General features: G+C 63.5%; 13 protein-coding genes. 9 read left to right on the top strand and 4 right to left on the bottom strand.

Going from position 1 to position 13165, the window contains the following annotated elements; all coding sequences use genetic code 11:
* The first annotated feature begins 54 nt into the window (after positions 1-54).
* Positions 55-1122: an alanine racemase gene (alr, locus tag P3T42_RS35245; protein ID WP_074294219.1), complete on the top strand. Its 1068-nt coding sequence runs from the start codon at positions 55-57 to the stop codon at positions 1120-1122.
* Positions 1123-1198: 76 nt separating this feature from the next.
* On the opposite strand, the gene P3T42_RS35240 is transcribed toward alr, so the two are convergent.
* Both P3T42_RS35240 and P3T42_RS35235 read right to left on the bottom strand, forming a co-directional pair.
* Positions 1199-2677 (bottom strand): sensor histidine kinase, encoded by a 1479-nt coding sequence (locus P3T42_RS35240; RefSeq protein ID WP_074294218.1) that lies wholly within the window; start codon positions 2675-2677, stop codon positions 1199-1201.
* Complete coding sequence (locus tag P3T42_RS35235) at positions 2674-3423, bottom strand: response regulator transcription factor (RefSeq protein WP_074294217.1); 750 nt, start codon at positions 3421-3423, stop codon at positions 2674-2676. Before P3T42_RS35235 ends, P3T42_RS35240 begins: the two co-directional genes overlap by 4 nt.
* Before the next feature lie 221 nt (positions 3424-3644).
* Between P3T42_RS35235 and msrB the strand changes: the two genes are divergently transcribed.
* The 5 genes from msrB (at position 3645) to P3T42_RS35210 (ending at position 8200) form a co-directional block, all read left to right on the top strand.
* Positions 3645-4157, top strand: coding sequence for a peptide-methionine (R)-S-oxide reductase MsrB (gene msrB / locus P3T42_RS35230; RefSeq protein WP_429308609.1), 513 nt, complete (start codon positions 3645-3647; stop codon positions 4155-4157).
* Positions 4158-4198: 41 nt separating this feature from the next.
* The gene (locus P3T42_RS35225; protein WP_429308608.1) at positions 4199-6169 is read left to right on the top strand and encodes a cytochrome c biogenesis protein DipZ; all 1971 of its coding nucleotides are present in this window, start codon (positions 4199-4201) and stop codon (positions 6167-6169) included.
* Between the two features lie 47 nt (positions 6170-6216).
* Positions 6217-6966, top strand: a complete 750-nt coding sequence (msrA, locus tag P3T42_RS35220) for a peptide-methionine (S)-S-oxide reductase MsrA (RefSeq protein WP_429308659.1) — start codon at positions 6217-6219, stop codon at positions 6964-6966.
* Between the two features lie 116 nt (positions 6967-7082).
* Positions 7083-7235 carry a hypothetical protein gene (locus P3T42_RS35215; RefSeq protein ID WP_429308607.1) on the top strand — a complete coding sequence of 51 codons (153 nt, stop codon included), beginning with the start codon at positions 7083-7085 and terminating at the stop codon, positions 7233-7235.
* 8 nt (positions 7236-7243) lie between these two features.
* A complete protein-coding gene (locus tag P3T42_RS35210; RefSeq protein ID WP_429308606.1) occupies positions 7244-8200 on the top strand; it encodes a glycoside hydrolase family 6 protein in 957 nt (318 codons plus the stop codon).
* A 59-nt stretch (positions 8201-8259) separates the two neighbouring features.
* Here the strand turns inward: P3T42_RS35210 and P3T42_RS35205 are convergent, their stop codons facing one another.
* Positions 8260-9159: a LysR substrate-binding domain-containing protein gene (locus tag P3T42_RS35205; RefSeq protein WP_074294213.1), complete on the bottom strand. Its 900-nt coding sequence runs from the start codon at positions 9157-9159 to the stop codon at positions 8260-8262.
* 104 nt (positions 9160-9263) lie between these two features.
* On the opposite strand from P3T42_RS35205, the gene P3T42_RS35200 reads away from it, so the two are divergent.
* From P3T42_RS35200 to P3T42_RS35190, 3 genes are all read left to right on the top strand, one after another.
* Positions 9264-10553 (top strand): MFS transporter, encoded by a 1290-nt coding sequence (locus tag P3T42_RS35200; RefSeq protein WP_429308605.1) that lies wholly within the window; start codon positions 9264-9266, stop codon positions 10551-10553.
* Positions 10554-10741: 188 nt separating this feature from the next.
* Positions 10742-10987 carry a hypothetical protein gene (locus P3T42_RS35195; protein ID WP_074294211.1) on the top strand — a complete coding sequence of 82 codons (246 nt, stop codon included), beginning with the start codon at positions 10742-10744 and terminating at the stop codon, positions 10985-10987.
* A gap of 764 nt (positions 10988-11751) precedes the next feature.
* On the top strand, positions 11752-12057 hold the full coding sequence (locus P3T42_RS35190; protein WP_074294210.1) for a transposase: 306 nt from the start codon (positions 11752-11754) through the stop codon (positions 12055-12057).
* A 27-nt stretch (positions 12058-12084) separates the two neighbouring features.
* Here the strand turns inward: P3T42_RS35190 and P3T42_RS35185 are convergent, their stop codons facing one another.
* Positions 12085-12411: an H-NS family nucleoid-associated regulatory protein gene (locus P3T42_RS35185; protein ID WP_074294209.1), complete on the bottom strand. Its 327-nt coding sequence runs from the start codon at positions 12409-12411 to the stop codon at positions 12085-12087.
* Positions 12412-13165 lie beyond the last annotated feature (754 nt).

The raw sequence follows: 13165 nt of genomic DNA, 5'->3' as shown, positions 1-13165 counted from the left end.
CACGAAAGCCAACGCTAATTCACGCCCCTACCCCTACTTCCGACGAGGACATCGATGCCCCGCCCGATTGTTGCCCGCATTCATCCCGATGCCGTCCGACACAACCTCCAACTGGTCCGGCAGAAGACGCCCGATTCGCGCGTGTGGGCCGTCGTCAAGGCCAACGCTTACGGACATGGGATCGAGCGCATCTATCCGGCGCTGGCCGAGGCCGACGGCATCGCGCTGCTCGATCTCGACGAGGCGGTGCGCGTGCGCGAGCTGGGGTGGAAGAAGCCGGTTCTGCTGCTCGAAGGGATCTTCACGCCGGCCGACGTCGCGATTGCCGACGAATACGGCCTGACCGTCGCGGTGCATTGCACCGAGCAGCTCGACCTGCTGTGTGCGGCGCAGGTGAAGCAGCCCATTCCGATCAATCTGAAGATGAACTCCGGCATGAACCGGCTGGGCTTCCGGCCGGATGTGTTTCGCGCCGCGTGGGAGCGGGCGCGCTCGTCCGCCTCGATCGGCGAGATCACCTTGATGAGCCACTTTGCGAGCGCCGACGACGGCGATGTCGACTGGCAGGTGGACCGGTTCGACGCCGCCACCAGCGAGATTCCCGGCCCGCGCAGCCTCGCCAACTCGGCGGCCGTGCTGTGGCATCCGCGCACCCATCGAAACTGGGTGAGGCCGGGGATCGTGCTGTACGGCGGCTCGCCGTCGGGCTTGTCGCGCCACGTCGCCGATATTCCGCTGCGCGCGTCGATGAGCCTGACGAGCCAGATCATCGGCACCCAGACGCTGTCGCTGCAGGAGACGGTCGGCTATGGACGCATCTTTGCGGCCAACGAGCCCATGCGGATCGGCGTGGTGGCGTGCGGTTACGCGGACGGCTATCCGCGGCACGCGCCGACCGGCACGCCCATCGCCGTCGACGGCACGTTGACGCGTGTAGTGGGCCGCGTGTCGATGGACATGCTGACGGTCGATCTCACACCCTGTCCCAAGGCTCACGTCGGCTCGCAGGTGGAACTGTGGGGCGATCAGGTCAAGATCGACGATGTCGCGCAGGCGTCGGGGACGATCGGGTATGAGCTGATGTGTGCCCTCGCTCGCAGGGTGCCGGTCGAGGTGCATTGAACGCAAGCGCGCGCGGCGGGCTTAGTGGCCTTGGCGGGCTGCCGGAAACAGGCAGCCCCTGCCCCGCTACCCGGACCTAGGCATGAACCGCGCTGGTGGTCGGCAGTTCGAAGGAAAACGTCGTCCCCGCCCCGTTGTGTTCGACCAGACGTATCCGGCTGTGATGCAACTGCAGCATGCGCTGCACGATCAGCAGCCCGAACCCGCCACCGCGATGCGCACCGCCCGAGCTAAACGGCCGCTCGAATAGTCCTTCGCGCAGTTCCGCCGGAATGCCCGGACCGGTATCGCTGACCGTCACCTGGACCTTGCCGTCGCGGTACGCGAGATCGACATCGATCGCGCCTTCCGCGGGCGTATGGCGAATCGCGTTGTCGAGCAGATTGGTCAGCACGCGCTCGATCATGCCGAGATCGGCGCAGACCGTCGGCAAACGAGGCGGAATCCCCGCGCGAAGCTGGATATGGCGCGCCTCGGCCGGCAATTCGAACTTCTGGAACACGTCCTGCACCAGATCGACCAGCGAGAAATCTTCCAGCGCCGGTTGCACGTTGCCATGTTCGAGCCGCGCCAGTTCGAACAGCGCCTGCGCGAGCCGCCCCACCTTGACGCTTTGCGCCAGTGCGATCCCCAGATAGCGTTTGCGCTCCACTTCGCTGAGCGAGTCCGCCTTCAGCGACAGCGTTTCGAGGTAGCCATGCAACGACGTCAGCGGCGTGCGCAGGTCGTGCGAAATATTGGCGATCAGTTCGCGCCGCTGCTGATCCTGGCGCCGCAGCGCGCGCCACTGGTCGCCGATGCGATTGGCCATCTGCGCGAAAGTGGCTTCGAGTACGGCGATCTCGTCGCGCTGACCCGCAGCCGAGGAACGCGGCACATGGGGCTGCGTATCCGGCTCGCCGTCGGCATCGAAACGGCGCATCGCCTCGGTCAGGCGCCGCAGCGGCCGGGTGATCAGGCCGAATGCCACCAGTCCGGCGACCAACCCGAGCAGCGCCACCAGCGCCATCGACCACAGCGTGGTGCGCAATACCGAACTCGCGGCCACGCGCGCCGCCAACTGGTCATGAGCCTCGCCGAGCAGCACCACATAGATGTAGCCCGACGGCGCCTGCCCGTCCATCTGCAAAGGCGCGGCACTGAACACCTTGCGTCCGTCCATGCTGCGCGGGTCGTCGCCAAGAATCGGCAGCGTGCCGCCAGCGATGAACTGGTGGATCGGCGCGAGGTCCACTTGCTCGCGCTTCACCCGTCCGGCGGGGGCGTCGTCGCCCTTGATGCGCCCCTCGTTGTCGAGCAGATAGACCTCGACGCTCGGATTGACCGCCATCAGTTGACCGAACAATTGCCGCACGGCGTCGGGGCGCAGGCCATTCGCATCCATCAGCGAGGTGCTGCGGGCGATGTGCCCCGCGAGATCGCGCGACAAGCCCTGCACGACTTCCTTCTCGTGCAGGTCGCTGGAGCGGATCTGCAGCCACGCCGAGGCGCCGCAGCAAGCCAGCAGCAGCAGCGAGAAGACAATCAGCAGTCGCTGGGTGAGCGTCAGGTTCACGGCGCATCCTTCGGCGCAGTGCTCTGCGCGACGTGGCCATCAGCCGGTGACGCCAGCTTGTAGCCATGGCCCCAGACGGTGAGGATGCGCGTGGGTTGCGCCGGATCGGCTTCGATCTTCGCGCGCAGCCGGTTGATGTGCGTGTTCACGGTGTGTTCGTAGCCCTCGTGCTGATAACCCCACACGGCATTGAGCAGATCCATCCGCGAGTACACCTTGCCCGGATGCTGGGCGAAGAAATACAGCAGGTCGAATTCGCGCGGCGTTAATTCGATGCGACGGCCTTCGACGGCCGCTTCGCGCGTCAGCGGGTCGATGGTGAGACCGACGATCTGCAGGGTGCCGGCATCGATGCGCGAGTCTTTCGCCATCGCATCGACGCGCCGCAGCAGCGCTTTCACCCGCGCGACCAGTTCCAGCACCGAGAACGGTTTGGCGAGGTAGTCGTCGGCACCCAGTTCCAGGCCGAGAATCCGGTGCACTTCGCTCGAACGCGCGCTGGTGATGATGATGGGCGTGTAGCGCGTCATCGCGCGGGCGCGCCGGCAAATCTCCAGCCCGTCGACGCCGGGCAGCATCAGATCGAGAATCAAGGCGTCCCAGCCGCCCTGCTCCAGCAGCCGCAGGCCTTCGTTGCCGTCGGCGCTGTGCACGACCTCATAACGCTCATCCCGCAGGTGCAGGCTGAGAACGTTGGCAATGTCGACATCGTCTTCGACGATCAGTACGCGTTTCGGATGATCCATGGAGGCTTCGGACGCAGGTCAGGTCCTGGTTAGCGTGAAAAGCGCGGCTCGCGGGCATTTGCGCCGGCAACGGAACGCCGCCGTTGCGTCATTGTGCAAAATTTCCGCGCCGGGAGTTATCACATTTAATTTAACTTTTCGTGAGGACTTCGACACCGCCCGCGGCCTAGGATGTGCCCAACTCTCCGCACTATCCGCAGATTGGCACCCAGGAGCACATCATGAAAAGTCGAAGAAGCTTTCTGTTCGCAGGCGGCGCGGCCGTCGCGGCGCTGGCCGCCGTCAGCCGCTGGCCCAAACTGGCCGTGGCCCAGGCGAATCCCGGCAAGCCGGCCGCCGGCTTCGAATTCACCCGCACGGACGCGCAATGGCACCAGTTGCTGACCCCGGCACAGTACTCGGTTCTGCGTGACGAAGGCACGGAGCGCCCGTACACGAGTCCGCTCAACGACGAACACCGCAGCGGCGTGTTTGCCTGTGCCGGATGCCAGCTCAACCTGTTTTCGTCACGCACGAAGTTCGACAGTCACACGGGCTGGCCGAGCTTCTGGGCGCCGCTCGACCACGCCGTGGCCACCCGCGACGACAGTTCGTTCGGCATGTCGCGCACGGAAGTGCATTGCCGGCGCTGCGGCGGCCATCTCGGCCACGTATTCGACGACGGCCCGAAGCCGACCGGCCTGCGCTATTGCATGAACGGTCTGGCGATGAGCTTTACGCCCGCGGCCACCTGAGCTCACCCAGCACACATAAGCCTATATCACCAGGAACAGCCATGTTACTCATCGTTCTCGCCTACCTTGGCGGCGCCCTGACGATACTGAGCCCTTGCATCTTGCCGGTGCTGCCCTTCGTGTTTGCGCGCGCCGATCAGCCGTTCGTGCGCAGCGGCCTGCCGCTGCTTGCCGGCATGGCGCTCACCTTCGCACTGGTGGCGACGCTCGCTGCCGTCGGCGGCGGCTGGGTGACGCAGGCCAACCAATATGGCCGCTGGCTCGCCATCGCACTGCTCGCCGTATTCGGCCTGACCCTGCTGTTTCCGCGCTTTGCCGATCATTTGATGCGGCCGCTGGTGAGCGCCGGCAACCGCCTGTCGAACTTCGCCCAGGCCGACGGCCAGCAGGTTCGCGCGGGGTCGTCGTTCCTGTTGGGCATCGCCACCGGCTTGCTGTGGGCGCCGTGCGCCGGCCCGATCCTCGGTCTGGTGCTCACCGGTGCCGCGCTGCGCGGCGCGAGCGTCGGCACGACGTTGCTGCTGATCGCCTACGCGGCCGGTGCGGCGACCTCGCTCGCGGTGGCGCTGCTGATTGGCGGCCGGGTGTTCACGGCGATGAAGCGCTCGCTCGGCGCGGGCGAATGGATCCGCCGCGGGATCGGCGCAGCGATGCTGGCTGGCGTGGTGGCGATTGCGTTCGGGCTGGATACGGGCGTGTTGGCCCGCGTGTCGACGGTGGCAACGGGTGGCCTCGAGCAGAAGCTGGTTGACCGGTTCTCGCCTCGCTCGACGCCTTCGGGCAGCGGCACAACAACCTCCACTACCGCAGCGGGCAATGCAGCGGTCACGGCCACGGCGAGCGCTAGCGGCACGGCTGGCACGGCCGGCACGCCTGTCGCGACGGATGGCGGCGCGATGATGGCGGCGAATCCCACCGCCGCCTCGAACGACGTCATGTCCGCCGCCGACTCGAACGCTGCCGGCGGGGGCGCCATGATGGCCGCTACCAGCGGCATGATGCGAGCCTCGCAAGCCGCCAACGACAACCCGCCGCTGCCCGTCGAAGGCGAGCTGCCGTCGCTCAACGGTGCGGTCCAATGGCTCAACTCTCCCCCGCTGACCGCGCAGAGCCTGCGCGGCAAGGTGGTGCTGATCGACTTCTGGACTTACTCCTGCATCAACTGCCTGCGCTCGCTGCCCTACGTCAAGGCGTGGGCCGACAAGTACAAGGATCAGGGGCTCGTCGTGATCGGCGTGCATGCACCGGAATTCGCGTTTGAGCGCAATATCGACAACGTGAAGAAGGCGACGCACGACCTCGGCATCGACTATCCAGTGGCCATCGACAACAACTACGCCATCTGGCGCTCGCTGGACAACGAGTACTGGCCCGCGCATTACTTCGTCGATGCACAGGGACGCATCCGCTACCACCATTTCGGCGAAGGCGACTATGCGCAGTCGGAGAAGGTCATCCAGCAACTGTTGGCCGAAGCGGGCCACGCGAATGCAGAGAACGTTCCCGTGGGATTGACGAGCGCCGGCGCCCAGGGCGTGGAGGCCGCTGCCGACAACAGCGATATGAAGTCGCCGGAAACTTATATCGGCTACTGGCGCGCCCAGCACTTCGCCTCGCCCGGCGGCGAAACGCAGAACAAGCCGCATACCTATACCGCTCCGGTCCAGCCCGCGCTCAACGACTGGGGTCTCGAAGGCAAATGGAGTGTGAGCGCCGAGCGCGCCACGCTGGCGGCGGCGTCCGGCGGCATCGTCTACCGCTTCCATGCACGCGACCTGCATCTGGTGCTGGGCCCGAACAAGGACGGCAAGCCCGTGCGCTTTCGCGTGAGCATCGACGGCGCCGCGCCGGGCGCCGCACACGGCAGCGACGTCGCCGCCGACGGCACCGGCACGGTCACGGAGGAGCGGCTCTATCAACTGGTACGGCAATCGGGCGACGTCAAGGATCACACCTTCTCGATCGAGTTTCTGGACCCGGGTGTCGAGGCTTATTCATTCACGTTCGGCTGATGCCGGGCGCGACGTCGATACGTTTGAACTACCCATCACCGAAGGGACTGACAATCGTGAACACAATCTTTAGCAAGGTATCTTCTCTGCGCAAGCGTTCGGCCCTCGCCAAACTGGCAGGCGTCGTGGTGCTTGCGGTCGGCGCGATCGCGGTGCAGCGCGTCGCCAATTCGGCTGAGGCGGCCACTCAGGTTCCCGCGCCGGTCCAGGACGAGAAAGTCGTCGCGACGCATAGCGAAACCGCCGTGTTTGCCGGCGGCTGTTTCTGGGGCGTGCAAGGCGTGTTCGAACACGTGCGCGGAGTGAAGCAGGTGGCGGCCGGTTATACGGGCGGCGCGGCGGGCACGGCGCAGTACGAAACGGTGAGCGAAGGCGACACCGGCCACGCTGAATCCGTGCAGATCACGTACGACCCGACGCAGATCACGTATGGGCGGCTGCTGCAGATTTTCTTCTCGGTCGCACATAACCCGACGGAGCTGAACTACCAGGGTCCGGACCACGGCACGCAGTATCGTTCGGCCGTGTTCCCGGTCAATCCGGAGCAACGCATCGTCGCGCAGGCGTATATCGCGCAGCTCGACAAGGCCCATGTGTTTTCACGGCCGGTGGTGACGCGCGTGGAGGACTTCAAGGGCTTCTACCCCGCCGAAAACTATCACCAGAACTTCCTCGTGCTGCATCCCGACTATCCGTATATCGCGATCAACGATTTGCCGAAGGTGACCGATCTGAAGCGGATGTTTCCGGATCTCTATCGCAACGATCCGGTGTTGCTGAAGGTCGCGGCGTCGTAGAAGGAAACGCGCCCGGCGTGTGGAGCGATATACAAAAACACGTCGGCGCGCTACGCTGTACCTCCGTCAATACTGCGCGATGCTGCGGATAGGCCGGCACGCAAACCGAGGACCTCATGACGACATCGACTCAAGCGCCCGGCCTGCTCTTTTCGTGTGGCACGCTGCGGGACAACGCCGTGCAACTCGCCAACTTTGACCGCGAATTGAACGGGCGCGCCGACTCGATGTTGGGATATGAGCAAACGTGGGTGTACGTTAGCGTTTGATGCGTTTGATGCGTTCGCGCTACGTCATGAAGATGCGCTTCACGTTCCTGGTGTCCACCGTGCTCGCGGTGCTGTTCGTCATGGGACGAGCATGGGCCGCCGACTCGTTTTACGTCGACCCCAACGCCGCGCCCGCCGTCTGGGCCCGCGGTCACGCGGATGATCCGCGTGCGGCACAAATCGCTGCGTCGATTGCCCGCGTGCCTACGGCTCAATGGTTCGGCAACTGGAATCACGATGTCCGTACCTCGGTCAGTCAATTCGTGGATGCCGCCCGTGCCGCCCATCAGGTGCCAATGCTGGTCGCCTACGATATTCCCGATCGCGATTGCGGCGGCGCGTCCGCCGGCGGAGCCGCCGACGCCACGGCCTATCGCGCGTGGATCGATGCGTTCTCGCAAGGCATTGGTGGCGGCAAGGCGATTGTCGTCGTCGAGCCGGACTCGCTAGCCCAGCTCGACTGCTACAAAACGGTCGAAGGACAGGAGGCCCGTCTGGCGCTGCTGCGCTATGCGGTTGCGCGCTTAAGACTCAATGCGCCCGAGGCCGATGTCTATCTCGATGCGGGCAACGCTCACTGGATCGCCGCAGATGTCATGGCGAACCGTCTTCAGAAAGCAGGCATAGCCGAGGTCAAGGGATTCGCGTTGAACGTGTCGAATTTCTATACGACGCAAGAATCGATCGTCTATGCGAACGCGGTGAACGACGTACTCGCAAAACAGTTCGGCTATACGAAGTCGGTCGTCATCGATACCAGTCGCAACGGCAATGGCTCCAACGGCCAATGGTGCAACCCTGCCGGCGCCCGACTGGGCGAGCCGACCAGCGCCACATCGGAGCCGGTCCTGCTCGCCTGGATCAAGGAGCCGGGCAATTCCGATGGGCCTTGTGGCGTCGCGCCGTCCGTACGGGCGGGCATATTCAGTCCGGATCTGGCGATGCGCTTGATTGAGGGGAATTGAAGCGCCGTAAAAAAGTCCGCGTCCAATCAGCCATCACCCCTGACGCTGGCACTGGTGCATCAGCCCGCCCCCATCTCGCGCGCAAGCTCGGCGATCATCGCTTCCTGCGGCGTCAACACACCGGCACGCAACACCAGCCACATCGCGGAGCGCGCGGCCTTTTCGCGCAGCGGCCGGTACGCCACGCCGTTCACATTGATGCTGCGCAACGACGCCGGCACGAGCGCCACGCCGATTCCGGCGGCCACGAGGCCCACGATGGTCGGGGACTCGCGCGCTTCCTGAGCCAACTGCGGCGCAAAGCCCGCTTGCTGACACAGCGCGATGATCTGGTCGTACACACCGGTGCCGCTCTCGCGCGGATACATCACGAAGGCTTCGTCCTTCAACGCCCCCACGGACAGTGCCCCGCCTTGCGCGGCCAGCGGATGCCGCGCAGGCAGCACTGCCACGAGCGCATCTTCGAAGAGCCGCGTGGCCTGCAGCGTGGGCGGTAACTCGGGGCGCGTCGCGCCGCGCACGAACGCCACCTCCATGCGGTGCTCCAGCATCGCCGTCAATTGCTGCTGGGTGGTCAGTTCCTCGAGCCGCAAGTGCACGCCCGGCAAGCGGCGACGGTATTCGAAGATCAACTGCGGGATCACCTCGCTGAACGCGGCCGAACCGGTGAAGCCGATTCGAAGCTCGCCGAGTTCGCCGCGCTGGGCACGCCGCGCCACCTCCCCGGTTCGCTCGGCCTGCGCCGACAACGCGCGCGCCTCAGGCAACAGCGCCTTGCCGGCGGCGGTCAGTTCCACGCGCCGGTTGCTGCGCTCGAACAGCCGCGCCCCCAGTTCCTCCTCCAGCACGCGTATCTGCTGGCTAAGCGGCGGCTGCGCGATGTTGAGGCGTTGCGCTGCCCGCCCGAAATGCAGTTCCTCGGACAACACAATGAAGTAGCGAATGCGGCGGAGATCCATGATATCGATTATGTATCAATAACGGCCAAATCGATATTGGACTTCGACATAACCCGACGCCATCATTCAGTCAGGCATCAAACTGCAAATGGAGTCGCCGAATCATGGGCAAGCACAATGTCAACGTATTGACGGGCGTTATCAGCGCCGCCGGCGAGGCGCCTCGCGAGCCGGCAGGCAAGATCGAGCACGGTACAGCGGCCTTCTGGCAAACCAATTTCGCGCTCTTCGCCGCGGGTTTCGCCACCTTCGCCCTGCTCTACTGCGTCCAGCCGCTGATGCCGCTGTTCTCCGCGGATTTCGGCGTCAGCGCGGCGGGCGCGAGCCTGGCGCTGTCGTTGACCACGGGCTTGCTCGCGGTCTCGATGCTCGTGGCGGGTGGACTCTCCGAAGCCTGGGGCCGCAAGCCGATCATGGTCGCTTCGCTGCTGCTCTCCGCTGTTCTCACCGTGATCTGCGCCGCCGTGCCGCACTGGTCGACGCTGCTGTTCATGCGCGCGTTGATGGGCGTGGCGCTCAGCGGCCTGCCGGCAGTGGCGATGGCCTATGTCGGCGAAGAGATGCATCCGCGCTCGCTTGGTCATGCAATGGGCCTGTATGTGGGCGGGACAGGCCTTGGCGGCATGGCGGGCCGTCTGTTGACCGGCGTGATCACCGATGTCTGGGGCTGGCGCGCCGCCGTGCTGGTCATTGGCTTGCTGGGTATCTTGAGTGCGGCCGTTCTGTGGCGCTGTCTGCCGCCGTCGCGTCACTTCGTGCGGCGCGAACTGCGCGTAGCGCCGCTCGTGCGGGCATTCGGCACCCATCTGCGCGATGGCGTCCTGCCGCTGCTGTTCGTCGAAGGTTTCCTGCTGATGGGCAGCTTCGTCACCGTCTACAACTATGTCGGCTACCGCCTGATCGCCGCACCGTTCTCGCTCAGCCAGACCCAGATCGGCCTGATTTTCGCGGTGTATCTGTTCGGTATCGTCAGCTCCACCCTCGCAGGCAGCCTCTCGGGCAAGCTCGGACGCCGCGTCGTGCTGCCCGCCACGTTCATCCTGATGCTCGCCGGCACGGCCATGACCCTGTCGAACCAGCTCTGGCTGATCATCTGCGGCGTGACCGTATTGACGATCGGCTTCTTCGGCACTCATTCGGTCGCGAGCGCCTGGGTCGGCGCACGTGCGCAGGTCGGCAAGGCCCAGGCATCGTCGCTTTATCTGTTTGCGTATTACATGGGGTCCAGCGTCATCGGTTCGCTCGGCGGTGTGTTCTGGAGTCTGCGCGGCTGGCACGGTGTCGTCTCCATGGCGTGCGCGCTACTGCTGCTGGGACTTGTCATCGCGCTATGGTTGTATGCGATGCCCGCGCAAGCCGCGAGGCAAACAGCAGATGTGGGTAGCCGGAAATAACGCGGGGCTCGCCGTCGCATGAAAGCCAATGGAAAGACAGGCCGCGACTTAGGCCCATTGGAACGATCGTTCGTGTTACTCGCTTGCCCGGCTCGCTGAAGCGTTCGAAGTGGCGTGCTAGCATTTCTGCTGGGCTCGCCGCGTGGTGTGTCGAGCGATCTACCTGTCTGTCGTGTCTGGAGAGTTTTGTGGCAATCGAACACCGTGGTTTTCGAGTAAATGTTGATGTGACGCCGGATGAACTTGGCGTTCAGTGGGTATGCCGTGCTGTGATCGAGCGGCTTGATGGGGACCGCGCGAAAGGCGCACCCGAGGGCCCCGAATTGACGATTCCCCGCGTCAAGATCGATCCGTTGATGGCCATCAGCTCGCTCGAGCATCGGGCCGTCACCTTGATCGACGATTTCTATGAGCAAGGGCACGTAGTGGCGTGAGCGTGCTGCCTGACGCTTAAGAACCCCGCTTAAGAAACTCGTCTGGCCGCCGGAGCGCCACACACGGTGCTGTCCGGTGCCAGACGCGAAATCGTTTTGCCAAGGCCACCTGCAGAGCGCAGGAATCGAATCGTACCGGAAGCGCGTTTGCGCTATCAGACTCCAACTCCCCTCGCGGGCATGGCATTTCTGCCATCGCACACGCTCATCACGCACGCCCCATCTGCTGTCCCATTCGTTGCCGAATCACGGCTTTAACCGACGCCGCGGAGATGGCAAACGCACGTGAAGACGCCATGGTTGTTTTTAACCTGATTGGAAATACTTTCGCTCGTCCCTGATCAAAAACTCAGAGATCGAATGACTTTCTGTATTAGGGCCCTAAACGCAAACGTTTTCCTACGAAAAACGATTACAAAAGGCTCTTACTCGAATAGCAAAGAAACACTAGAATTACTCGTTATGCATAGCGCATCAAGCTGCGGAGCCCCACGGCACACGGCTTCGAGGCGCTGGGCATGGCCTGCAACGATCACGTAATTCGTCCGACGAAAAAAGCGGGTATCGTGTTTTCTGAAAGATACCAAGAACCTGAGAGAGTCTAAAAATTGCGTCCCTTTTTGGTGCGCAATTGCCGAAATCACCATCCCGGTGCTGATATTCAAGCAAAACCGTGGAGGACGGCGCGTCGATGCTTATCCGGCGTCAGTGCGTCATGATTCGGCGATAGATAGAGAAGATCCCCGAAGACAGAGGATTACAACGTGCTAGCAATTCCACTTTCCGACGAAGACTGGTCAAGGGTCTCACGGTTGCTCGTTGAACCCGCTTCACCCCGAACGGGCCGGCCCAGGTCCGACCCACGCCAATTGCTGAACGGAATCCTGTGGGTCTTGATCAATGGGGAGAAGTGGCATCACCTCCCTTCGACATTTCCCGCGCAACAGACGTGTTACGCCAGATGGCTCAAATGGAAACGTGAGGGCGTGATGGAAGCGGTTTTTCGCGAGCTGGCATTGGGCTGCACTGCAACGCCTGTGACGAGTGCAGGGACAATCGACTGCTGCTGAGCGGCCAAACGAAACGCGCTGTCTTTCCTATCGCCCGCCGGAGCGTGCGAGCGGGCTTCCCGCGAACGGATCTTTTTCCCAATCGACGCCCCGTTTAGCCGGCGTCGCCTCCGCAGCCTTGGGCGACAGCGCGAAATGTTCGATGGATTGCCCTGCGCTAATGGCCTGTCTCAGCCATTGAGGCATCTCGCCTTCGCCCGACCAGGTCTCACCCGTTACGGCGCGATAGCGCGCTTTGGTCTTTTCCGATTCATCGCTTGCCAGTGCTGTAGCAAGGGTGTCTGGCGTAATGCCGAACTCTTCCATGCGGTGGCGGAGGTAAGCAATCATGCTGTCTCGCTTCCTTTCGTCCATAGAGTAACCCGTCCTTAATGTGATTCTTGCAGCTTTCCGTCGAGCATTGATGGCTCGATATACGGCGAATGCGTTGGATGAATGCCGTCGCCGTTGCCGGCGGCGACAGGTCGATACATCAGCGGAAATGCTCGTTTGGTCAAATCAGGTGCGGCCGCCCCAGAGCTTGCAGAACGACCTGTCCCCAATGAAAATTCCTATCACGCTCGCCGTGCCGAGAAGCGACTAGTCCAGCGCTCCGCGGTGCGGAAGATAGCGCTGACCCGGCGTTACGGTTGCAATTGAAAAGATAATGCTGAAATGCGGCGATTCCAACCGGCTGGTCTTATCTGCACGCTTCGTTGGCGGTGCCTCGCACAGGCCGGTGTTTTCGCTTGATACGCACATGATAGCGCAATGTCCGGCTAGCGTCGGATATGCGTCGCTGGAGCGGACATTAACACCTAACCCACGTTTGGGTTCGCGCTGTGCAAGATGGGGGATTGGGGTCGCCGATAAGGCTTTAGGTACCAGCCGGCGAGTGCCCTGGTGTTCCGTCCGTTGCGTCCGTTGCGGGCGGTGGGAGGTATGCACTGACGCCGCTCGCGGGAGCCATGCGTGACATTGGCGCTGCGTGGAAAACGCGTGAGTGGCTGCCGGCGTTCACTGCGTGGCTTAACGCGCGTAAACGCACAAACCCCACCTTTGCGGGGTGGGGTTTGTGCTTGCTGCTAGGGAGCCTGACGATTACCTACTTTCACACGGGTAATCCGCA

This window comes from Paraburkholderia sp. GAS38, from assembly GCF_050434965.1.
GTDB lineage: Bacteria > Pseudomonadota > Gammaproteobacteria > Burkholderiales > Burkholderiaceae > Paraburkholderia > Paraburkholderia phenazinium_A.
Note: the sequence above shows the minus strand (reverse complement) of the source record. Positions and strands in the feature narration are given on the sequence as shown.